Genomic DNA, 24,167 nt, shown 5'->3' on the forward strand with positions numbered 1-24,167 from the left:
ATGTATGACATAACAAGCCTTCAGTGATGAGGGCTTGTTTTTTTATACTCAAAATCTGTTAGCGGCAATCGCTAATAACCATTACACTCTACGGCTGTTTTTCAGCTTTGGTCTATTACATGTCTTATCAATGCCCTTTATGTCACCTGCCACTTACTATGGATGCTCACAGCACATCATCAACATCATACCGCTGTAGTAATAATCATCAGTTTGATCAGGCCAAAGAAGGCTATGTAAACCTGATGCCTGTACATCATAAAAGTTCGAAAAATCCTGGTGATAATAAAGAAATGATGCAAGCACGACGCTTATTTCTTAATACTGATCATTATCAACCATTGCGTGATGCTGTTATGGCGCAATTACGTCAACAGCTACCACCTACAGCCACAGAATTGCTTGATATTGGTTGTGGTGAAGGTTATTACACCTCTGAATTTGTACAACTGCGCCAACAATTTCCAGATATCAGTATTCATGGGCTAGATATTTCCAAAGTTGCGGTTAAATATGCCGCTAAGCGCTACCATGATTGTGATTTCTGTGTCGCATCGAGTCACCGCTTACCTTTTGCCGACCACTTTTTTGATGGTGTGGTACGTATTTATGCGCCATGTAAAGGTGAAGAACTAAACCGAGCGATAAAACCAGGCGGAATTTTGGTTGCAGTAACACCGGCACCACGTCATTTATACCAACTTAAAGAGTTGATTTATAACGGTGTAAATTTACATGATGTGCCTGTAGAAAATATTGAAGGCTTTGAATTAGTCGCAGATCAGCAACTTCACTATGACATGACTTTAAGTGGTGAAGAAGCGACAGCATTAATGCAAATGACCCCATTTGCATGGAAAACCTCTGATCAGGTATGGCAACAACTCGCACAAGCGCAAAATTTTAGTTGCGAAGCTGATTTTGCAATTCGTGTTTATCGCCGTCGTTAAGTTATTTAACCGCCTTTGAATAGACAAACGAGATTGATTATCAGTTATTATTGATAATCAATCTCATTACATTTATTATTTATCGTTTTCTCGTCGGTATAATAATAATGAAATCATTGATGTATCTCGGTGTTGCAAGCTTACTGGTTGGCTGTGCATCTTCACCACCAGCAACCTTGTATGATTACACCATCGCTAGCCCTCAAGGCGAACCTCTCTCTATAACTCAATTAGCGCAAGCATTATCAACCGCTGACATTATTTTAGTCGGTGAATGGCATAGCCACCCTGCAGCCCACCTTTTGCAAGCTCAATTAATGGCGGCGCTTTATCAGCAAAATCCACATTTAACCTTATCTATGGAACAATTTACGCGCGATAAACAAGCAGTCGTTAATGACTATTTAGCGGGAAATATTGGTGAAAAAACCTTGATAAAAGAAGCCAATGCATGGCCAAATTATGACAGTGATTATCGACCATTAGTCGAATTTGCAAAGCAGAATAAATTAAATGTGATTGCAGCAAATGCACCAAAATCAATTGTGCGTTGTGTTGGACGTCAAGGAGCTGAATACCTTAATAAGCTCCCTCCTAATGAACGATTATGGGCTGCGCGTTCATTAACGTTAGCCATGGACGCTTATCAACAAACTTTTATAGCCTCAATGCACCATGGCGATGAAGCCCAAACGAAGCGTCAATTTGCAGCCCAAACAACATGGGATGACACCATGGCAGAAAGCATGGTTGATTATTTAAGCCACCATCCTCACCAACAAATTATTCATGTTGCTGGTCGATTTCATACTATGGAAGGCTTAGGCACCGCATCACGCATTAAAGCGCGTAATCCGACCCTAAAAGTAATGATGGTCACCCCGGTGTCAGATCAAGTATCGCTAGATGCTGATGCACAAGATTTCACAGTAAAGATGCAACCATTGCCACAACGGTATGTACAAAAAGATAAAATGATGGCGGCTATGAAAGCCATAGGACAGAGAAATAGTGATTTAAAATGTTACAAATAACATCAAAATAATTAAATCACTAACGCCAGAAAGAGAAGAACCCCATCGGCGGCCAAGCAGTTGGGGTTCTAAGAGAGATAACAGCTATATCTCTGAGTTACTCAGTAATTATACCTTAACAACCTGTTTATCGCCTGAATAGTCATCAACTAATAGTGCACAATGGGTACTATAATACGGTTATAGCATGTCATTATTATTACGTTTTCAAACAATTTTATTATCCAGTTATAGATAAGACCGCCATCATTAAAATTAGTTGCAAAAAAGTTCTCAGTTGATGAATTTTTTTTTATCGCACGAATTTCAGCCTTACCCCATCGCTACCCACGACAATTTACAGTAAAATAAAGCCAGAGCTCTTTTCTTTGAGCCAAATTAATTAGGAAAACAATGAAAAAAACATTTGCTTTAACTCATCCCAAAAAAGCACCTGCTCGTGTTGTAGAATCAGTTAAACACGATGTGAAGAAATACATTCGCCGTGAGCGTAACAAAACATTACCTGCTGGTACTGATTTTTGGGATTTTGATTGCAAGTTTGGTCATACCGAGCAAGAAGCAAAAGTTATTCACGTAAAAGAAATCAACAAGTACATTGATGAAGCTGAAAAGCTAGAATTACCATCTTTATACTTAGAAATTCTGGCAAAGCCTGCAACACGTGCACAGCGTCCAGATTTTGATTTCGACGAAGAATAATCGCTCTTAGCCATTATGTAATGCGCGATAAGAACCAAACAAAAAAGAGTCGTATTAACGACTCTTTTTTATTACATCAAATATCGTTGTAAAACATCATTAAAGTCGATTAAAACCAACGATCTAATGCATGCCTATCCAATTGCTTAAATGCTCGATTTAATACATCTGCTAATTCTTGATAGCACGGCTGAGACTTTTTCGGCTGCATCGCGTGGCCTTCGCTGACAATCTTTTGATAAATTTCGCTATACCACTTTGCTAACGATGGTGGCAATGTCGTTTGACTGCGCTTACCTAACCACCATAACCCTTGTAATGGCATTGATATCGCTAATAACGCAATCGCAATCGCTTGTGGCATCGCATCATAATTATGAAATACCATTTGAGTCAAAATGCTGATAGCGGCAACTGCCGGCATCACTTTGGTTGCAAATTGGGTGGCCTTAATATACCGATGCTCAGGGAAAACAGCCGCTAACTCTTTGCGCATTGGCCATGTTGTCATGTAATGCTGACCATTCTGAAAGTGTTTCCACATTGTATGTTGAGCCATAATGCACCACTCATCAAAAAAAATTATAACATTTAAAAAAAACACACAACAAACTTGATTCAAATTAAAAATTTCTAAAAATCTTTTTGTTATATTGCGTAACAATCGGTTATTCTAGGCGAGCCTAGATGTAATTGTTGCCGTTAATGACCTTAACTGCAAGCTAGGCTCTGTCAAGGATGACCCAGAATTAGAGGTAACTCAATTCTATTTCTCAGGAAAGAGCGTGATTTTCTCCTCTAGGAGGACGATGAATTATAATTCGTCTATTCTAGGGGTACTTTTTTATTCAAACATGAATATCAACTTTCAGACAGATTATAGGTAGTCACTCTCATGTCTAAGCTGGTTTTAGTTCTAAACTGCGGTAGTTCATCTCTTAAGTTCGCCATCATTGATCCAGTATCTGGTGAAGAACATCTTTCAGGTCTAGCAGAATGTCTAGGTCTTCCTGAAGCTCGTATCAAGTGGAAACTTGATGGCAAGCACGAAGCTCAACTAGGTGACGGCGCTGCTCACGAAGAAGCTCTAGCATTCATGGTTGATACTATTCTTGCTTCTAAGCCAGAACTAAAAGAGAACCTAGGCGCTATCGGTCACCGTATCGTACACGGTGGCGAGCAGTTCTCTGCTTCAGCTCTAATCGACGATGTTGTTCTTCAAGGTATCGTAGATGCGTCTGATTTCGCACCACTACACAACCCTGCACACGTTATCGGTATCGAAGCTGCTAAGCACAACTTTGCTGGCCTAAAGAACGTTGCGGTATTTGATACAGCGTTCCACCAGACTATGCCTGAAGAAGCTTTCTTATACGCAATTCCTTACCGTCTATACAAAGAAAACGGTATCCGTCGTTACGGCGCACACGGTACATCTCACCGTTTCATCGCTCGTGAAACAGCGCTACTACTAGACAAGCCTCTTGATGAACTAAACATCATCAACTGTCACCTAGGTAACGGCGCATCTGTATGTGCAATCAAAGGCGGTAAATCTGTAGATATCTCTATGGGTCTTACTCCTCTTGAAGGTCTAGTGATGGGTACTCGTTGTGGTGACCTTGACCCAGCTGTTATGTTCCACCTACACGACCGTCTAGGTATGAGCGTTGCTGAAATCAACACTATGTTCACTAAAGAGTCTGGCCTACTAGGTCTTACTGGCGTGACTTCTGATTGTCGTTTCGTTGAAGAAAACTACGGCGCTAAAGAAGAAGCTACACGTGCAATGGACGTATTCTGTCACCGTCTAGCTAAGTATGTTGCAAGCTACACTGCAGCAATGGAAGGCCGTCTTGATGCGATCGTATTCACTGGTGGTATCGGTGAAAACTCTGCACCAATCCGTGAGATGGTTCTTAACCGTTTAGCTATCTTCGGTATCGAAGTAGATAACGAAGCAAACCTTAAAGCACGTTTCGGCGGCGAAGGTGTTATCACTACTGCAAACAGCCGCGTTCCTGCAATGGTTGTTTCAACTAACGAAGAATTAGTAATCGCAGAAGATACAGCACTTCTAGCTGAGATCTAATCTTACGATTATTGAAACGGCTGACCTTTTAGTCAGCCGTTTTTTTTAATACCATCTTTTACTGTGGTGCTGCTCTATGATTATTCTGCTTTAGTCACTAAAGTCGAATTGTTATTGAACAGTGCTGTATCGATTCAATAGTCAAAGGAATCTATAGTGTCTCGTACTATTATGCTTATCCCAGTTGGCGCTGGTGTTGGTCTAACAAGCGTTAGCCTTGGTGTACTTCGTGCAATGGAGCGCAAAGGCGTTCGCGTTTCTTTCTTCAAGCCTATCGCTCAACCACGTCACGGTGGCGATCAGCCAGATCTAACAACGACTATCATTCGTGCAAATAGCACAATGGAGTTGGCTGACCCATTCTCAATGGCAAGCGCAGAAGAACTGATCCGTAACGACAAAACTGACGTTCTACTTGAAGATATCGTTGCACGCTTTAAAGCAGCAACAGCAAATGCTGAAGTGGCACTTATTGAAGGTCTTGTACCAACACGTAAGCACCCATTTGCTAACCAAATCAACTACGAAATTGCAAAAACATTAGATGCAGAAATCGTATTTGTTGTATCTCCTGGTACTGATAACCCAGCGCAACTTAAAGAGCGTATCGAAGTAGCATGTTCTAACTTCGGCGGTATTAAGAACAAGCAAATCTCTGGTGTTATTGTTAACAAACTTAACGCACCTGTTGATGCTGAAGGCCGTACTCGTCCAGATCTTTCTGAGATCTTTGATGACGTTGAAGGTACTGTGCCTTCAAATGTTGAAATCATGCAAGTGTTCAACTCTAGCCCTATCCGTGTACTTGGTTGTGCACCTTGGAGCGCAGAGCTAATCGCTACTCGTGCAACAGATATTGCTCAGCACCTAAACGCTGAAATTATCAATACTGGTGATCTAGAAACTCGTCGTATTAAGAGCATCACTTTCTGTGCACGCTCTATTCCAAATATGGTTGAGCACTTCCGTCCAGGTTCACTACTAGTAACATCAGCTGACCGTCCAGACGTTATCGTTGCTGCATGTCTTGCTGCAATGAACGGTGTTGAGCTAGGCGCTCTTCTACTAACTGGTGGTTACGACCTACCTAAACCTGTTATGGATCTATGTGAGCGTGCATTCGCTACTGGTCTTCCTGTAATGACAGCTCAAGGTAACACTTGGCAGACATCGCTAAATCTACAGAGCTTCACTTTAGAAGTTCCTGCAGACGATAAAGAGCGTGTAGAGCTAGTTAACGAATACATGGCAAGCCACATCGATGGTAACTGGATTGAGTCTCTATCTGAAGGTTCAACTCGTGAGCGTCGTCTAAGCCCACCAGCATTCCGTTACCAGTTAACTGAACTTGCTCGTAAAGCAGCTAAGCGTATCGTTCTTCCTGAAGGTGATGAGCCACGTACAGTTAAAGCTGCGGCTATCTGTGCTGAGCGCGGTATCGCGGAATGTGTGCTTCTAGGTAACCCAGAAGAAATTCGCCGCGTTGCTGAGCAACAAGGTGTAGTTCTAGGTGCTGGCGTAACTATCATCAACTCTGATGAAGTACGTGAAAACTACGTTGCTCGTCTAGTTGAGCTACGTGGCGCGAAAGGCATGACTGATGTTGTGGCGCGTGAGAAACTACAAGATTCTGTATTCCTAGGCACAATGATGCTTGAGAACGACGAAGTTGACGGTCTAGTATCTGGTGCAGTTCACACTACAGCAAACACTATCGTTCCTCCGTTCCAAATCATCAAGACAGCACCAGATGCATCTATTGTATCTTCTGTATTCTTCATGCTACTACCTGACCAAGTATTGGTTTACGGTGACTGTGCGATCAATCCAGATCCAACAGCAGAGCAACTTGCAGAAATCGCTATCCAATCTGCAGATTCTGCAAAAGCATTTGGTATTGAACCTCGCGTTGCTATGATCTCTTACTCTACTGGTACTTCTGGTAAAGGCGCAGACGTAGATAAAGTACGTGAAGCAACTAAACTTGCTCAAGAGAAGCGTCCTGATCTTATCATTGACGGTCCTCTACAGTACGATGCTGCAATCATGGAAAACGTAGCTGCTTCTAAAGCACCTAACTCTCCAGTAGCAGGTAAAGCAACTGTATTTGTATTCCCAGATCTAAACACTGGTAACACAACATACAAAGCAGTACAACGTTCTGCAGATCTAGTATCTATCGGTCCAATGCTTCAGGGCATGCGTAAGCCAGTTAACGACCTTTCTCGTGGCGCACTAGTAGACGATATCGTTTACACAGTTGCACTAACTGCGATTCAGGCTGAACAAGCTAACGCTAAGTAATTTATTACTTTAAAAACTGTTCTAACGCCCCAGCACGAAAATTTTGTGCTGGGGCGTTTTTTATTGCTGGCAACAGCTGATTTAAGCCTTTATGCTAAAAGCCTACTTATGGTTAAGGATAACCACATAGCATGGATGCGCTCAATACATTAGGGCTTTTTATTGGCTCGCTAATTTCAAACACACTGGCCTCACTTTCAGGTGGTGGCGCAGGACTGATCCAATTTCCACTGCTTATCTTTCTCGGCCTTCCCTTTAGTATTGCCCTAGCAACCCATAAAATAGCCAGCGTCGCTTTAGGCATAGGTGCGACAATAAAACATATTCGTAATGGCACTTTGGCATGGAAACTGACGCTGTATGTGATCATCGTCGGCACTGTTGGTGTCATCCTTGGTGCTAACCTAATTTTATTAATTCCGGTTAAATTTGCCGAAGCTGCATTAGGCGCATTAATTATTAGTCTTGGTATTTATTCCGTCACTACCAAAGAGCTCGGACAAATTTCAGCCCCACAGCACCGTAATGCGCTTGGCTTTATCGTTGGTGCAGTAAGTTTATTTATTATCGGTATTATCAACGGCTCCCTCACTGCTGGCAGCGGTTTATTTGTAACTTTATTTCTAGTGCGTTGGTTTGGTTGCGATTACAAACAAGCGGTTGCAATCACTCTCGTCAGTGTTGGTTTATGCTGGAATACAATTGGTGCTGTTGCTATTTATCAGGCAGGTGCGACCATTTATTGGCCATGGCTGCCAGTATTATTGATCGGATCATTATTGGGTGGCTACCTTGGTGCTCACCTTGCCCATCAACGCAGTAATCAATTAATTAAACGTTGCTTTGAAACCTTAACCTTTGTGATTGGCTTTAAACTCTTACTCAATCTTTAATCTTCAGCAGGAATACGCATGAACACAGCTACTATTGATATCTATTATTGTCGTCAGTGTAATTGGATGCTGCGAGCAACATGGATGACTCAAGAGCTCTTACATAGTTTCAGTGAAGAAATTAAAACTATCAGTCTTCACCCAGACACTGGCGGACGGTTTGAAATCCATTGCAATAACCGCTTAATTTGGGAACGTAAACAGGATGACGGGTTTCCTGATGCTAAACAGCTTAAACAACGCATTCGTGATGTAATTGATCCTGAGCGAGACTTGGGCCATATCGATAGATAACCCTTCCATCAACAAAAAAGCGCATGCTTGATAACTCAAACATGCGCTTTTTTATTAATGGTTAACATGTTAATTAAGCACTGTTTGCGCCAACACTTCACCCTCAAAACTAATCACAGATAGCTGGTTAGCGTCTAATAAACCGTAACTTGCTGGTAAACCATTACGAGGAATAGCCACTGAGCCTGGATTAAACACATAATAATCCCCTTTTAACTCAGCAACCGGAATATGGGTATGTCCCGCTACAATCACATCACCCGCCATTAATTGAGGGTGTCTATCAGCATTATAAATATGACCGTGAGTTAAAAATAATCGTCGACCATCGGCTAACATCACTAAGTTATAATCTGCCATCATTGGAAAACTTAACAACATCTGATCGACTTCGCTGTCGCAATTACCTCGCACCGCGGTGATACGATCAGCATACTGATTTAATAATTCAGCAACTTTAATTGGATCATATACTTCAGGTAACGCATTGCGTGGACCATGATTAAGAATATCGCCAAGTAAAATAAGATACTTAGCGCCACTTTGTTCAAAGGCTGCAATTGCTTTTTGAGCACTTGCTAAACTACCGTGAATATCAGATGCAAAAAATAATTTCATTACTAAACTCAGCTACAACATCAAAAATATATCACTTTAGTCTACGTGAGCGACAATAAAAATACTATTGTTGTAACGTCATCGAAATCAAGCACCATAGAGAGACAACGACTATCATTGGCATCACTTATACTGTGAGATAACAATAATTGCTGATATTTATCTCACCACTAACTTGCTAACAACATCAGTTGATTTAAGATAGTAAAATCGAACACTGCGAGGGAGTAACCACATGAAGATCTTAGTAACAGGCGCAACGGGGCTGATAGGAAAAGCATTACTCCCTCATTTAAACCATGATGACATTACTATTATTAGCCGTGATCCTACTCGCGCTTATCAATTATTAGGTCATCATATTAATGCACTTGATTCATTACAATCGCTGCCTAATCTAAATCAATTTGATGTGGTTATTAATCTTGCTGGCGAACCGATTATGGATAAACGCTGGAGCGAACAACAAAAGCGAGTAATTGAACACAGCCGCTGGAACATCACCCAACAATTAGTCGATAAAATTCAAGCCAGTGATAATCCACCACATACCTTTATCAGTGGCTCAGCCGTGGGAATTTATGGCGATCAACACGATCATACGATTGATGAAACGTTTATTATTGAACCCAATAACACTGATTTCTCCCAACAGGTCTGTTACCGCTGGGAGCAAATCGCTCTTGAAGCACAATCAGATCAAACCCGTGTTTGTCTATTAAGAACTGGGATCGTGCTTGCTAAACAAGGCGGCGCGCTGGCAAAAATGTTACTGCCTTACCAATTCGGTTTAGGGGGGCCTATTGGTGATGGTCAACAATATTTTCCGTGGATCCAACTGCAAGACATGGTGCGAGGAATTTTATTTTTAATCAATCACAATGAGACTCAAGGCCCGTATAATTTCACCGCTCCTAACCCTGTTACCAATTGTGTTTTCAGTGCCACTCTCGCCGCCACTTTACATCGTCCACACCTGTTATTTACCCCTGCTTGGGTATTAAAATTCGCCCTTGGAGAGTCATCACAGCTATTGCTAGATGGTCAGCGCGCATTGCCAAATAAGCTACAAGCAGCAGGGTTTAACTTTAGCTTCCCTTGTATTGAGCAAGCGTTAAAGCAGACGTTGGGGGATTGAGTTTTACTTTATCACCGCAACGGCAACAACAACTTCTTGATCTGCGACCGTGACACTAAATACACCAACGCAATAGCCAGCACAGGTAAGCCTAACCACATTAATGGGTGTATCGTAAACGGCAGTTCAAAGCCTTTCACCACCAGCAGACCGACAACAAATTCAGCGCCAACAGCTGCAATAATACCTGCCAATAGCGCAATAATGCCGTATTCAAACCACAGAGTGGCAGCAATGCGTTTACGGCTTGCACCTAAAGTACGGTATAACTGAATTTCAGTTTGGCGCTCTGAAATACTCAAGCGTAATAAGGTCATGATCAGCAATAAGCCACTGACCACACCCAACCCTGCCAATACCGTTAACGACCAACTGACTTGTGCCAACAGACCTTGAATACGGGTCGCCATCATGCGTAGATCAAGCACAGTCACGGTTGGATATTGGCTGGCTAAGGTATTGAGTAATGCATTTTGCTGCTCGCCAACTCGAAAACTGACAAGTCCTGTTGCGGGGAATGATTGCAACACATCTGGTGTGAAAATAAAGTAAAAATTCGGCTTCATATTACGCCATTCAACATCGCGAATACTGTTCACGGTAGCGTTAAATTCTCGTCCACCCACAGTAAATGCTAACTTGTCACCGAGATTAATATTCAACCGTTTGGCAATGCCAGATTCAACCGAGACACCTTCAGCTTTACCCCATTGCCCTTTAGTCACTACATTATGAGTTGGCAGTGTTGTTGCCCACGTAAAGTTAAGCTCACGTTTTAAGGCAGGATCGACACTGTCATCATCCGCGTTTTGATTTAGCTCGTTACTTATCTCTGTATTATCGGCGCTTTGATCAATTGCGGCTGAATTTGATGACGTATAAAAGCGTTGATCATTAATTGCCACTAACCGCCCCCGGGTTACTGGATAACCTTGCGAGCGGGTTAACTGTGCTTTATCTAGATCAGCTAAATAGCGTTGTTGTTGCTCAGGGGTAATATTGAGTGCAAACACATTGGGAGCATCAGCAGGGAGCGTATGTTGCCAATCAGCCAGTAACTCATTGCGTAATAAGCCAATCACTGCCAATAACATTAATGAGCAGGTTAATGCCGCCAGCTGCGTCGCAGTTTTGGTTTTACTGCGATTAACTCGGCTTAGTGCCAAACGATAAGCAGCACCGAGTTGTATTTTTTGTAATAAAGCAATCGCTGCCACACCAACTAACGCTAATACGATCAACAGTACAGCCATACCTAGCAAGGTTAGCCATACAAATAGATTACTGCCAATCCATACTATGGCTGCTAACAACGGCAAGGAAAGTAACAGCCAAGATAAACGGTTCGGTATCGAGGCTGGTGTTAAAGCTTGGACTGAATTAATAGACGCAGTTTGCACCAAACGTGATAACGGTATCCCCAGTGCAGGCAATGCAATTAATAATGCCAGTAATAAGCTGATCACCATCGGGGCTAATCCCATTGGCGGTAAATCATTTGGCAATAGATTTTGCAGTGGGTAACGCAGTAACCATTCAAGCCCAAATCCAAGTGTTAAACCAATAATAATCGCGACCACAAACACTAAACTAATTTGGGTTAATAACCAGCGCCATATAAAAGACCTTGAAGCGCCGAGGCTTTTCATCATCGCCACCGCCGTTTTACGGGTAACGGCATAGTGTTGACAAGTAAGCACTAACGTCGCAGCAGCCATTAATACCACCAGCACTAACGTCAATGATAAATACTGCCGTGCCCGCTCAATAAAATCGCCGCTACGACTAGCATCATTTTCCGTTAACCAGCGTTGACTTGGGGTTAATCTTAACTGCTGACGAATATTATCTAAGGCTGTATTTGAACCTGAAAAATAATAACGATAACTGATTCTACTGCCTGGTTGTACACCTCCAACCGCCTCAATATCTTGTTGATGAATAAACACAGTCGGCATTTGGCTAAAAGGATTAAACGATAATTCAGGATCTTGAGTAATACGGCCGCTAATTTTTAGTTCAGTATCGCCAACCATTAACATATCGCCAATATTGACGTTCAACAGTGAAAATAACCGTTCAGCAAGCCATAGTTGCTGTGGATGTACATGCTGCTCTAATACGGTTGTATTAGCGCTCTGTAAACCTAATTCACCACGCAATGGAAAAAGAGCATCGACCGCTTTAACACTTACCAACTGCATGCCGTTATCACTAAATACCATAGTGCCAAAACGGGTTTGCTGTGACATTTTCACAGGATCCGTTGCTGAGATCTTAAGCTGCGACAGATCAACCGGCTGTGAAGAAACCAAGACTCTATCTGCGGCAAGTGCGGATCGGCCCTGATCGACAATGATCGCCTCAACACGACTCACTAATGCCGATAATGCAAACACACAGCCAATAATTAAGCTCAACGCAAGAGTAACCAACCATAATTGCCCTTGTCGAATCTCACGCCATGCCCAACGTAGCATAAAAATGGTTTTATGACTGATAACAACAATATTAGCCATGGCGTTCTTCCTTGGTTGGTTGGCGATGGCTTTCTGTCTTTAACACGCCATTATCTAATCGCATTACGCGATCACAACGAGCCGCTAAGGCATCATCATGAGTGACTAATACTAACGTAGTGCCACTATTTCGATTAAGCTCAAACAGTAACTCAATGATCATCGTCGCTGTTTGCTGATCTAAATTACCCGTCGGCTCATCTGCAAACAGAATTTTAGGTTTGATCATAAACGCCCGTGCTAATGCGACTCGCTGCTGCTCACCACCGGATAATTGATTCGGTAAATGGGTTTCACGTCCTTGTAATCCCACCACGCTAAGTAAATGCTTACCGCGCTCAATATCAATATTATTGTTCTGAATTAAGCATGGCAAGGTGACGTTTTCTAACGCGGTTAAGGTAGGTAACAATAAGAAGTTTTGAAATACAAATCCGATTGATTCACTGCGTAATTGTGCCCGTTGTTCATCGTTTAGATTTGTCAGGTTATGGCCTAATAATTCAATCTCACCGCTTGTTGGCACATCTAATCCAGCCAATAAGGTCATTAAGGTCGATTTTCCTGCGCCTGATACTCCCACTAATGCAATTGACTCGCCTTGCTCGACCTCAAGCGAAACATCCTGCAATATAGTCATAGGCGACAAGGCTGTCGTAACCTGTTTGAAAACAGAGTGAGCTTTTATTACGGAGACTGACATGATACGAATCCTTTCATTAATAATGCTGTTATTTACATCAACAGCATCGAGTCAAACGCTATTAGTACTGGGCGATAGTTTAAGTGCGGGTTATCAAATGCCTGCCAATAAAAGTTGGCCCAGTCTTCTTCCTAAAATATTAGCCCAACAATCTCAACCAACAACGGTTATCAATGCCAGCATTTCAGGTGACACCAGCGGTAATGGTTTAGCACGCCTTCCCCAGCTACTGGCGCAACATCAACCCGACATTGTCTTAATCGAGTTAGGTGCCAATGATGGTTTACGTGGATTTCATCCTAAAATACTACGCAATAATTTAACCCAGATGATCACTTTAATTAAAGAAATGGGATCACAGCCATTATTAATGCAAATAGAAATTCCACCGAACTATGGCAAACGCTATAACGAACTATTTCGTAATACCTACCCTACATTGAGTCAATCATTGAATGTGCCGCTATTGCCTTTTTTCCTTATTGAGATCATTGTTCAGCCTCAATTGATGATGAAAGATGGACTCCACCCAACAGCACAAGCACAACCGTTGATCGCGCAATTTATGGCTCAGCAACTTAGTCCTTATCTCAACAAGGAAACCATCCAGTGACACAATCTATTTTAATTACCGGCTGTAGTTCTGGTATAGGTTATTACTGTGCAGCAGAACTCAATAAGCTCGGTTATAACGTCATCGCCAGTTGTCGCCATTTACGTGATGTAGAACGGTTAAATAACCAAGGTATTAAGTGTATTCAACTTGATCTTAGTTGTTCTGAATCTATTGATCGCGGCTTAAAACAAGCGTTAGTCTTCGCTGATGGTCATTTAGATATGCTGTTTAACAATGCCGCTTACGGCCAACCAGGCGCATTAGAAGATTTACCCACCGAGGCATTACGCGCGCAATTTGAAACCAACTTTTTTGGCTGGCATCAACTTACTCGCACCGTGATTCCATTAATGTTGCAACAAGGTCACGGTAAAATTATTCAAAACAGTTCAGTTTTAGGGTTGGTAGCAATGAAGTATCGTGGCGCGTATAACGCCAGTAAATTTGCTCTTGAGGGGTATACTGATACGTTACGATTAGAGTTAGCAAATACGCCAATAAAAGTTGCATTAATAGAACCAGGTCCGATTGAAAGCAATTTTCGACATAATGCTAAGCAGAAATTTGAACAATATATTGATATCAATCATTCTCGCCATCAACAGCCTTATCAACAAACATTGAATAGATTAGGGGCGGCTAATCCCAATAACAAGTTTACTTTAGGCCCTGAGGCAGTATTTAAGCAGCTGTTATCTATAATTCACAGTAAGCAGCCAAAAGCACGTTATTACGTAACCCAGCCTACACATATCTTTGGTTTTCTACGTCGCATATTGCCAACAAAATGGTTAGATAAACTACTAATAAAGAGTAATTAGTTAAATATAGACCATAATAACAGCATTTATTATGGTCATATTAATCACCTTTACATCTTTAAAATGGTGATAAAAACAACAACTAAAAAATAAATATCGTCATATCATCCTGATAACAATGCTTAAAGTTAAACAAATAGCCTTTAAATCTAAATAACCCCCTCTCCTGTATAAAAACTATAATAACGTCACATTAGTGTCACAATAAAACGCTACAGTAGTATTAAGTCAAAAGACTCATATCATCATAAATTTTCTTATCTGAGGTGTAGTATGTCGTTGCGCCAAATTAATATTATCTGTGTCTGTATCACACTCGCTATTATGCTGACTTTTAATAATTAGTGTCATTTAGTGCTGTTTTCTTGATTCGTCTCGATTCATCCCCATATATTTGTTATAGCCTTTCAAATAGCCAACGGATATCAGCACATGTATCAAAATGTCGCGCTTGAATTAAACGAACAAAATCTTCAGCAGATCATCGATCAATCGATGCAGACACCAGTGGCAATCAGTTTCTGGGCTCCTTCAATGCCAGAAACGCTTGAAGTAAATGCAACCCTTGAAAAAATTGCCCGTGAATATCAAGGCCAATTTACGCTTGCGACAGTCAACTGTGAAACTCAACAAATGGTTGCCTCTCAGTTTGGCGTTCGTGGTTTACCCACCGTCGCTTTATTTAAAGGTGGTCAACCTGTTGATGGTTCTGCCGGCCCGCAAACTGAACAAAGTTTACGTGAGATGCTAAATCGCCACTTGCCATCACCTGAAGAACTTCAGCTACAACACGCATTAGCATTAGTCGCAAGTGAAGATTACAATCAAGCACTTGCACTACTTCGTCAACTGGCACAAAAATTCCCTAAAAATAGCACCATTGAGCTAGCTATTGCTGAATGTTTAATTGCAGCTGGATTATTTGATGAAGCGGAATTAATTCTCGATACCATTCCAATGCAAGATCAAGATGCTCAATATAAAGGACTGGTTGCTAAACTGGAATTACATAAACAAGCAGGTAATTCACCAGAAATCCAACAGCTAGAGCAAAAATTTGCGGTCAACCCTAGCGATGCCAATATTGCTTTTGAACTTGCAGTTCAATACAGTCAAGTCAATCGTAATGAAGAAGCATTAGCACTATTACTTGAGGTGCTTCGTCGTGATCTTAATTTTGCTGACGGCAGTGCTAAAAAAACTATGATGGATATTTTAGCTGCATTAGGCCAAGGTAATCCAATTGCTGCTAATTACCGTCGTCAGCTATATTCATTGTTATATTGATTTAATCCAATAAAAAAGGCCCGTCAGCATCATGCTTACGGGCCTTTTTTCATTTATCTAATCTTAAAATTAACTGGCATTAGTTTTTTCAAAAACTAAAAATTTATTACCGGAATCAACCACTAAAGTATTATTAATCACTTCAATGCTGGTTGCGCTGCGCAGTACGTTCAGCATGTTTTCTTCTTGAGTAACAAGCTCTGGCAAACAAATTCTTCGAGTAACACTTGGTAAAGTAAAACTGCCGTCAGCAGCAATTAAACGTCCTTTAAATTGATTACAGCCAGTAAATCCAGAAACTTTCATATCAGCATTAATGATTAATTTAGGCTTATGCTTAGTCACACCTGGAATACAGACACCTCCCTTGAGGGTCCAATCACCAACCAATTGAGTTGACTTCTTTAATTGCTGATTAGAAAAACAACCCGTTAATGAAATTGCTAATAATATTAATAAACAAAACTTACTTTTTTTCATCATTGCTCTATAACTCAATCTTAATCTCAATAGTTTGCTTTCGTCAGATCTAAACAGGCTATTGAGATAACAATCGAATAAAATAATGCCGATGATCTCTCATCGGCATTAATATTAAAACTAGTTAAAAACTAGACGGTTTGTACAATCGCCTTAATTACTTAAGGATGATTTGTACTGAACGCTGCACGTAGTTAGTGCTGTCTGCTTTATCAGTTTTGATTGGGTTAGTGTTAGCAACATGAGAAACAGTTAAGCGAGTTGCGCTAATACCGTTTGCTTCTAGGAAGCTAGCAACGTTTGCTGCACGCTCAGCAGAAACTTTATCGTTGATTGCTTGGCCACCAACATTATCGGTACGACCGATGATTTGAGCGTTAACTTCTGGGTTAGCTTGCATAGTTGCAGCAATCTCACCTAGGTTGTAACGACCGTAAGCGTTTAGCTTAGTTTCACCATTTTGGTATGGAAGAACGTAAGAAGAACGTGTTGGTACTTGTGCTTCTACAGCAACTTCTTTAACTACTTCAACGTTGTTAGTAACAACTACTGGTGTAGCTGGTTGACCAAACTTGTATGTCATACCCCAGTACGCTTGAGTTAGATCAGCGTGACCGTGTGAAGTACGTAGGTTTTGGTAGTAATCAGCACCAATTTGAGTAGATAGTGCGTTAGTGATTTGGTAAGAAAGACCTAGACCACCAGTTGCAGAGAAGCTATCAGACTTCATGTGGAATGCATTGTCAGCGAAGTTCTTATCATCTGCGTAGATGTAAGTTGCACCAACTTTAGCAAATGCAGATAACTTTTGTGTAAGAGGTAGGTTACCTTTAATACCAACAGTTGCTAGGTTTAGGTTTGAATTACCTAGGTTGTACATGAAGTCGTAGCTACCGTACACACCAACGTATTGGTTGAAGTCGTAACCAGCGTCTAGCTTAGCGCTAGGAGCATTAGTTTGACCACCAAACATTTGAGAGTCTGCGCTACCAACATAGCCCATACCTAGTGCACCACCAACCCAGAAGCCGTGGCCTTGACCAGCGTACCAGTGACCAGTTGCTGCTGATTGAGTTAGTGCAGTGTTATTTGTAGCCGTTGCAGGTGCATCAGCAGCCATTGCAGATGTAGCAACGCCTAGAGATAAAGCTGCTACTACAGCTAGAGATAGAGATTTCAATTTCATGTTTAACTCCATTGGTTAAATACTTTAAAACTTTTCTAATTGTCTGCCCGTATAAGTGCGTACTATCTATTTTTCTAAGTGTGTATCGCAGGACAGTCTTTTGTCAGGAACCCAGTCATTTTGTGACTGTGTTAGCATTAAGGCAAATAATAAAAAATGATGTTCACAATTAATTGGCGTTTTTTCACACGCGTCAAAAAAATGGCTTCTGAAAAATAAATCTTTCAGAAAAAATTTAGATAAATAAAAAAACAGTTTTTTAACGATTGGATTCATATAAAAAAACATAAAATCATCGTGCGGATTTGTTTTTTTAAAACAAAAACATATAAATACCAACTAACACCTTTACCAGTAACGCGTAAAAAAAAAATGTGAAAAACATACTTTTTTATACTACACATAATGTGATAAATAATCATATCTAGCCTTTAGAGCTGGTAATTATCCTTTATCATCTCTTCCATAAATATTTTTTTTTGTTAGCATTTGCTTTAAAAATAAAGAATCGAGATTGATAATGAACTTTTTTAGAGTAGCAATAACTGAGTGACTCCCTTGTTACCCTTTTTATCTCTACTAAAGAAACGCGTCTTTTATATTGCTATAAACACCCGAATGCTTCGATACCGAAAGCAATAACAATAAAAAAAGCAGTCGTCATATAAGAGTGTGCTGCGTAAAACAGATACTAAGATAGGTAGTTAACGTCATGATCATATATAAATACGGTAAGGATGTTTTTGAGCCGCAAAAGAGTGCTTACACTAATCAGGAAGCAACCACAAAACTCAGTGCTAGCGAAACAAAAATCCTCCAATTTTTAATCGATAACAGTGGCGAAATTATTAGTCGAGAAAAACTACTTGAAATTGGCTGGCCAGATAAAGTGGTGGTTCCTAACTCATTAAATGTTGCTATTGCCAATTTACGCAAGGCATTTAAAAGCAAGAATGAAATTATCATCACAATTAAAGGGGCAGGATTTACGATTGCCAATAACACCTTTATCCAACAACAATTTCAACCCGAAGTTGTGGTCGATAATGAACAGCATAATCAAGAACAATTACAGTCAACCGATCATAATGGCGATAACAATACCGTTGGTAGTGATGCGAATAATACTAAACAGACATCAACAGCACATTCACTCCCAACTATGGCAAAAATTGGCTACGGCATTTGCTTAACAGCGATGTTTGCTTGGGTGATGCTATGGGCTAGCAGCTGGCAGTCTCCACCTTGTGTTACCGTTAATACTCAAAAAATTTGTGGTAACATTGAGTTGCTCAACTTACAAAAACTACCACAAGACTTGAACGGCAAAAGCACGGTTTACATTGATACCAATGGAAAAATGTATGAAAAAATTTAAATACGTCGTCATAGCATTATTAGTTTTAATGCTATACCCCGTTATTAATGGTATGGGGTGTGATTTTAACTATAAATACGTAACGCCTAACCACGAACAATTTGGTAGTTGCAAGTTTGGCCAATACACACTCATTGATTACCCAAACCCTAAAAAAGACAATGGCTATACTGTCTTAAAGGGACTGTATTTTTACGCCTTTGGTAATGCTGCCGTATTGGTAGTAGATACTGAAGATCACACTAAAAAAATCACAGATGCTGCAATTGAAAGCCTTAATTGGACCCATGAGAGTTTTTGGCATCAATTTAATCTCAAGCGATTAGATAAAAATAGCATGGTTAGCTATAGCTCATCACCAACAAAGCAATTACGTGTTATTCCTTATGATGGCACCTTGTCTATGACAGATAGTGGTCACTAACTAACATATGGCTAAATGATCTACTTAAATGGTTATTTAGCCTTTTTTAGTTAAGCTATCAATAATTGGACATGCTGAATTTTTATCGCCAGGACATTGCTCGGTCAACGCAGCTAAGGTTAATTTAATTTGTTTTAGCTCTTCTATTTTATGATCTATCTCTACTAATTTTTGTAATGCTTTTTGTTTAACATCACGACTTTGACGATCTGGATTGGTTGATAATGCCAGTAACTGCTGACACTCATCTAAAGAAAATCCAATCATTCGAGAACGCTTTATAAGTAATAACTCCGCAATATGCTCCGTATTGTAATAGCGATAACCATTCACACCTCGCGGCGCAGCACTTATCACCCCTTTGCTTTCATAAAAACGGATCGTTTTGGCCGTTAATCCGGTTTGTTTTGCGACATCGCTGATACTCATCATCACCTGTTTACTCTACCGTATTAAAAATAGCCTTGACATTATAGTTACTGGAAGGATTATGCTAGGACTATTATTTCATTTAAGCATTAAAGGCGAGCACATGAATACTGTTATCCTTCCTCTTGCCAATGTACGCTGTATGCGTTGCGTTAATAAAATTCGTGATGCCATAAGCCTACTTCCTCAAACCAAAATTATTGATATCAATACTAAGCAGTTAACCGTAACCAATGATACCCCTTTAAGCCCACTATTTGATGCTGTCACAGCATTAGGCTACCAAGTTGGCTATCATTACCAACTACCACTGGGTGGCTTATCCTGTGGTCACTGTATTGCTAAAATTGAACAAGCACTAACTGAACGTCATGATATTGCACATTTTAATATTAGCAAACAGCTTGCGGATGTATCGGGCTCAATAAGTGAGCAAGCACTAACCGATCTCATTGTTGAACTTGGCTATCAGGTTATCGCTCCCCCACAACAACACAGCTATGAATTCAATTTAACCGGCTTATCATGCGGAAAATGTGTCGCTAAATTAACCGCCGTATTAACTCAAGACAATATTGAGATTATTACTATTGATAAAAATAACCTCAGTGTTAAGACATCATTAACGGCTAACGAGATTATCGCACTAGTAACCAGCGCAGGTTATCAAGCGATAGCGATAACACAACCTCAGTCAGCAACGTTAATTGATCAACCTCTAACACCAGAGCCAGAGCCAGAGCCAGAGCCAGAGCCAGAAATTACAGCTCCACCTCAAGGTCAAGCAACCCAATTATTATTATCAGGGCTAACGTGTGCGAGTTGCGTAGCATCAGTAGAGAAAGCAATAAAAGCCGTAGATGGCGTTGACAGTGTCAATGTTAACCTTGCTGAGCGTACTGCCTTAATTTATGGACAAGCATCACCACAGGCGGTTATTACGGCAATAGAACAAGCGGGTTATGGTGCAGAACAAAGTGAAGATGATCAAAACCGCCGTCTTCGTCAACAGCAACAAAACCAGCAAACTGTAAAAACTCATATGCGTAATGCCATGATTGCACTCGGCTTAGGGGTTCCAATGATGGCTTGGGGGATCTTTGGCGGTAGTATGATCATTGATTCCACAGCCAGTCAAATAAGCTGGGGAATTGTTGGTTTAATTACCTTGGCGTTATTGGTAACTGCTGGTAAAGATTTTTATATCAATAGTTGGAAGGCTTTCCGTCATCATCGTGCCACCATGGATACACTGGTATCTTTAGGTACTGGTGCGGCATGGCTATTTTCAATGGCTGTGGTTATTGCACCAACGATGTTTCCAATTGCTGCTCGCCACGTGTACTTTGAAGCTTCTGCAATGATTATTGGTTTAATTACTCTTGGTCATGCACTAGAAGCACGCGCACGTAGCCGAACCTCAAAAGCCTTAGAGCGTTTGATCGATCTTCAACCTCAAACTGCGATTGTGGTTGAAAATGGACAAGACATTGAGCGCCCATTGAGCGAAGTTATTGCTGGCATGACGTTACGTTTAAAGCCAGGAGCTAAAGTGGCTGTTGATGGTTATGTTATTGATGGTAATAGCTATATTGATGAATCAATGCTTACAGGTGAACCTTTGGCTGTGCATAAAAAAACAGGTGATCATGTTCGTGCAGGCACCATTAACCAGCAAGGCAGCCTATTATTTAAAGCAGAGCATATTGGCAGTGACACTATGCTTGCACGTATTATTCAATTGGTACGCCAAGCACAAAGTAGTAAGCCAGCACTAGCACGCTTAGCGGATACCATCTCAAGTATTTTCGTACCCAGTGTGATGATCATTGCCATATTGACGGCCATGGCTTGGTATTATTTTGGTCCACAACCAGCATCGGTGTATATGCTTGTTGCAGCGACCACGGTACTGATCATTGCTTGTCCATGTGCATTAGGCCTAGCAACACCAATGTCCGTAACCGTTGGCGTTGGACGTGCAGCAGAGTTAGGCATTTTAATTAAAGATGCTGAAGCAATGCAACAAGCAGCTAGCATTGATACTGTGGTATTAGATAAAACGGGTACCTTAACTGAAGGCAAACCACAAGTTGTTGATTATAAGATTTATAATGCATTAACTCGTGAACAATTGATTCAATTAGCAGCCAGCTTAGAACAAGGGTCAGAGCATCCATTAGCGAATGCCATTGTTGAATCAGCACACCAACAACAACTCGCGCTTTATCCGCACAATAACTTTAATGCATATGCTGGATTAGGTGTTTCTGGCACCATAGAACAGCAGCAATTGTTACTCGGTAATACTAAATTCATGCTTCAAAATGAAATTAATATTTCTCACGCTGAAGCTGACTTTGACTTCATTGCCAGCCAAGGCGCAACACCGGTTTACCTAGCTCAAAATGGTATTTTAGCAGGGATCATAGGTATCAGTGATCCACTCCGTGATGATTCATTGTCTGCTGTTAAGCGTATGCAAAATATGGGGCTTAATGTGGTAATGCTCACCGGTGACAGCGTCAAAACTGCCCACGTTATTGCTGCTAAACTCGGTATTTCAGATGTAGTTGCCGATGTATTACCTGATGGCAAAGCCGCTCAAATTACCTTATTACAACAACAAGGTAAGCGAGTAGCGATGGTCGGTGATGGTATCAATGATGCACCAGCCCTTGCACTGGCTGAAGTTGGGATCGCGATGGGTAGTGGTACTGATGTTGCCATTGAAAGTGCTCAATTTACTCTAATGCGTCACTCACTACACGGTGTGGCAGATGCATTAGAATTATCAAAAGCAACATTACGAAATATCAAAGAAAACTTATTTGGTGCCTTTATTTACAACACATTAGGTATTCCAATTGCGGCTGGCGTGTTATTCCCGCTCACAGGAACACTGCTAAGCCCTGTGATTGCTGGTGCGGCGATGGCGTTATCATCAATCACTGTAGTTAGTAACGCTAACCGATTACGTTTATTCAAGCCAAACCAACAACATCAGGAGAAATAATATGTGTTTTTTATTAGGTGCTGCTGCAATTGGATTTATTGTATGGTGGTTCTGGCTTCATCCAAGTATTCGTAACCCCAAATAATCGTCTTTCAGCAATCAACACAATCATATTAAGGCTACTTCGGTAGCCTTTTTTGATCTCACTTAGCTCAAATATTTGTTATAACTTAACTATCTTACTTAATCAGCGGTAACTTATGTTCAAATCTCTTTTGTCAAAAGCATTATTACTCCTGCCTTTTATTTCCCAATCGGCACTTGCAACACCGATTGTATGGAAAATTTATGATCAACAACGTGAGTTTTATATTTTAGGTTCGATTCATGCTGGAAAAGAAACCATGTTTCCGTTGCCTGCTATTTTTCTTGAGCAATGGCAACACGCTGACGCATTGGTTGTTGAAGCCAATATTTTACAACAATCACATGTAACCCCGACCATTAAGCCACCTTTTACTCATCAAGCACTCTCTGCAACGGCACTCAAACAACTACAAAAGATCACTAAAACACTCAACATTTCATTTGAGCAGTTACTTCAACAACCACCTTGGTTAACCGCTGTCACTCTTCAGCTCGCCCTTGCTGAGAAACTCGAGCTAAAATCAGATTATGGTATCGACTATGTATTGTTGCAACGAGCTCAACAACAGCAGCTACCAATCCTGGAGTTGGAAAGTGTTAGCCAACAATTCAATATGCTTGAAACGCTACCGGAAAATGGCACTCCAATGTTGCTTGAAACCATCAATGAATGGAATAAAACCCAATCATCATTACGTTGCTTAGTGAAAGTTTGGCAACACGGAGATGGTAATAAACTTGAACAACTGTTCCAAGAAAGCCAATTTGATCCCACCACTGATGATGCCTTAATTTTTAACCGCAATCAGCGCTGGGCAGAAACCTTAGTCAAAGATCCTGCTTATCAATCAGGCAAGTTTATGGTGGTAGTCGGCGCATTTCATTTAATTGGTGAACAAGGATTGCCGAACTTAATGAAACAACAGGGCTTTGCCGTTGAGAAGATCACCTTCGGCACAACCGCTGATTGTGATTAAGATGAAGAGCTAGGTTCTAATAGCGGTGAACCCCCGACCCTCTGATCCACTCTTTTCTCAAAAACCAGAGATACGCTACCAAACTGCACTATTCACTATTACTACCACTAACTACAGACGAAAAAAACCGTATCTTTCGATACGGTTTTCTTAATGGTGGTCGGTGAAGAGGGATTCGAACCCCCGACCCTCTGGTCCCAAACCAGATGCGCTACCAAA

Annotated in this window: 22 protein-coding genes; 15 read left to right on the forward strand and 7 right to left on the reverse strand. The window is 40.9% G+C overall.

Annotated elements, in window-relative coordinates:
- The first annotated feature begins 119 nt into the window (after positions 1-119).
- From rlmA to BTN98_RS08940, 3 genes are all read left to right on the forward strand, one after another.
- The gene (rlmA, locus tag BTN98_RS08930) at positions 120-950 is read left to right on the forward strand and encodes a 23S rRNA (guanine(745)-N(1))-methyltransferase (protein WP_060997387.1); all 831 of its coding nucleotides are present in this window, start codon (positions 120-122) and stop codon (positions 948-950) included.
- A 107-nt stretch (positions 951-1,057) separates the two neighbouring features.
- Positions 1,058-1,984, forward strand: a complete 927-nt coding sequence (locus BTN98_RS08935; RefSeq protein WP_060997388.1) for a ChaN family lipoprotein — start codon at positions 1,058-1,060, stop codon at positions 1,982-1,984.
- 393 nt (positions 1,985-2,377) lie between these two features.
- Positions 2,378-2,686, forward strand: a complete 309-nt coding sequence (locus BTN98_RS08940) for a DUF6172 family protein (protein ID WP_060997389.1) — start codon at positions 2,378-2,380, stop codon at positions 2,684-2,686.
- A gap of 109 nt (positions 2,687-2,795) precedes the next feature.
- Here BTN98_RS08940 and yfbV read toward each other — a convergent pair whose 3' ends face one another.
- The gene (yfbV, locus tag BTN98_RS08945) at positions 2,796-3,245 is read right to left on the reverse strand and encodes a terminus macrodomain insulation protein YfbV (protein WP_060997390.1); all 450 of its coding nucleotides are present in this window, start codon (positions 3,243-3,245) and stop codon (positions 2,796-2,798) included.
- Between the two features lie 336 nt (positions 3,246-3,581).
- Between yfbV and BTN98_RS08950 the strand changes: the two genes are divergently transcribed.
- The 4 genes from BTN98_RS08950 to BTN98_RS08965 all read left to right on the forward strand — a co-directional run bounded on the left by BTN98_RS08950 (position 3,582) and on the right by BTN98_RS08965 (position 8,269).
- On the forward strand, positions 3,582-4,778 hold the full coding sequence (locus BTN98_RS08950) for an acetate kinase (protein WP_060997391.1): 1,197 nt from the start codon (positions 3,582-3,584) through the stop codon (positions 4,776-4,778).
- Between the two features lie 156 nt (positions 4,779-4,934).
- Entirely contained in the window at positions 4,935-7,082 is a 2,148-nt protein-coding gene (gene pta / locus BTN98_RS08955) for a phosphate acetyltransferase (RefSeq protein ID WP_197432872.1), read from the forward strand.
- A 131-nt stretch (positions 7,083-7,213) separates the two neighbouring features.
- Positions 7,214-7,975, forward strand: coding sequence for a sulfite exporter TauE/SafE family protein (locus BTN98_RS08960; RefSeq protein WP_060997392.1), 762 nt, complete (start codon positions 7,214-7,216; stop codon positions 7,973-7,975).
- A gap of 18 nt (positions 7,976-7,993) precedes the next feature.
- Positions 7,994-8,269, forward strand: a complete 276-nt coding sequence (locus BTN98_RS08965) for an Rdx family protein (protein ID WP_060997393.1) — start codon at positions 7,994-7,996, stop codon at positions 8,267-8,269.
- Positions 8,270-8,338: 69 nt separating this feature from the next.
- On the opposite strand, the gene yfcE is transcribed toward BTN98_RS08965, so the two are convergent.
- Complete coding sequence (yfcE, locus tag BTN98_RS08970; protein WP_060997394.1) at positions 8,339-8,887, reverse strand: phosphodiesterase; 549 nt, start codon at positions 8,885-8,887, stop codon at positions 8,339-8,341.
- Positions 8,888-9,122: 235 nt separating this feature from the next.
- On the opposite strand from yfcE, the gene BTN98_RS08975 reads away from it, so the two are divergent.
- Positions 9,123-10,025 (forward strand): TIGR01777 family oxidoreductase, encoded by a 903-nt coding sequence (locus BTN98_RS08975; RefSeq protein ID WP_060997395.1) that lies wholly within the window; start codon positions 9,123-9,125, stop codon positions 10,023-10,025.
- An 11-nt stretch (positions 10,026-10,036) separates the two neighbouring features.
- Here BTN98_RS08975 and BTN98_RS08980 read toward each other — a convergent pair whose 3' ends face one another.
- A complete protein-coding gene (locus tag BTN98_RS08980; protein ID WP_060997396.1) occupies positions 10,037-12,544 on the reverse strand; it encodes an ABC transporter permease in 2,508 nt (835 codons plus the stop codon).
- On the reverse strand, positions 12,537-13,247 hold the full coding sequence (locus tag BTN98_RS08985; protein WP_060997397.1) for an ABC transporter ATP-binding protein: 711 nt from the start codon (positions 13,245-13,247) through the stop codon (positions 12,537-12,539). Before BTN98_RS08985 ends, BTN98_RS08980 begins: the two co-directional genes overlap by 8 nt.
- On the opposite strand from BTN98_RS08985, the gene tesA reads away from it, so the two are divergent.
- The 3 genes from tesA to BTN98_RS09000 all read left to right on the forward strand — a co-directional run bounded on the left by tesA (position 13,246) and on the right by BTN98_RS09000 (position 15,971).
- Positions 13,246-13,860 (forward strand): multifunctional acyl-CoA thioesterase I/protease I/lysophospholipase L1, encoded by a 615-nt coding sequence (tesA, locus tag BTN98_RS08990; RefSeq protein ID WP_060997398.1) that lies wholly within the window; start codon positions 13,246-13,248, stop codon positions 13,858-13,860. The genes BTN98_RS08985 and tesA overlap by 2 nt on opposite strands.
- Positions 13,857-14,684, forward strand: coding sequence for an SDR family oxidoreductase (locus BTN98_RS08995; protein WP_060997399.1), 828 nt, complete (start codon positions 13,857-13,859; stop codon positions 14,682-14,684). The genes tesA and BTN98_RS08995 overlap by 4 nt, the downstream gene beginning before the upstream one ends.
- Positions 14,685-15,116: 432 nt before the next feature.
- Positions 15,117-15,971, forward strand: a complete 855-nt coding sequence (locus tag BTN98_RS09000) for a co-chaperone YbbN (protein WP_060997400.1) — start codon at positions 15,117-15,119, stop codon at positions 15,969-15,971.
- Between the two features lie 69 nt (positions 15,972-16,040).
- Here the strand turns inward: BTN98_RS09000 and BTN98_RS09005 are convergent, their stop codons facing one another.
- Positions 16,041-16,451, reverse strand: coding sequence for an META domain-containing protein (locus BTN98_RS09005; RefSeq protein ID WP_060997401.1), 411 nt, complete (start codon positions 16,449-16,451; stop codon positions 16,041-16,043).
- A gap of 157 nt (positions 16,452-16,608) precedes the next feature.
- A complete protein-coding gene (locus BTN98_RS09010) occupies positions 16,609-17,637 on the reverse strand; it encodes an OmpA family protein (protein WP_060997402.1) in 1,029 nt (342 codons plus the stop codon).
- Between the two features lie 712 nt (positions 17,638-18,349).
- On the opposite strand from BTN98_RS09010, the gene BTN98_RS09015 reads away from it, so the two are divergent.
- Positions 18,350-19,015 carry a winged helix-turn-helix domain-containing protein gene (locus BTN98_RS09015; protein WP_060997403.1) on the forward strand — a complete coding sequence of 222 codons (666 nt, stop codon included), beginning with the start codon at positions 18,350-18,352 and terminating at the stop codon, positions 19,013-19,015.
- Positions 19,002-19,439: a hypothetical protein gene (locus BTN98_RS09020; protein ID WP_060997404.1), complete on the forward strand. Its 438-nt coding sequence runs from the start codon at positions 19,002-19,004 to the stop codon at positions 19,437-19,439. Before BTN98_RS09015 ends, BTN98_RS09020 begins: the two co-directional genes overlap by 14 nt.
- A 36-nt stretch (positions 19,440-19,475) precedes the next feature.
- Here BTN98_RS09020 and cueR read toward each other — a convergent pair whose 3' ends face one another.
- Entirely contained in the window at positions 19,476-19,868 is a 393-nt protein-coding gene (gene cueR / locus BTN98_RS09025) for a Cu(I)-responsive transcriptional regulator (protein ID WP_060997405.1), read from the reverse strand.
- A gap of 103 nt (positions 19,869-19,971) precedes the next feature.
- On the opposite strand from cueR, the gene BTN98_RS09030 reads away from it, so the two are divergent.
- Both BTN98_RS09030 and BTN98_RS09035 read left to right on the forward strand, forming a co-directional pair.
- Positions 19,972-22,884 carry a cation transporter gene (locus BTN98_RS09030; RefSeq protein WP_060997430.1) on the forward strand — a complete coding sequence of 971 codons (2,913 nt, stop codon included), beginning with the start codon at positions 19,972-19,974 and terminating at the stop codon, positions 22,882-22,884.
- Between the two features lie 200 nt (positions 22,885-23,084).
- Positions 23,085-23,948 (forward strand): TraB/GumN family protein, encoded by an 864-nt coding sequence (locus BTN98_RS09035; RefSeq protein ID WP_060997406.1) that lies wholly within the window; start codon positions 23,085-23,087, stop codon positions 23,946-23,948.
- The last annotated feature ends 219 nt before the right edge of the window (positions 23,949-24,167 follow it).

The sequence above is a fragment of the Photobacterium aquimaris genome (assembly GCF_002954455.1).
GTDB lineage: Bacteria > Pseudomonadota > Gammaproteobacteria > Enterobacterales > Vibrionaceae > Photobacterium > Photobacterium aquimaris.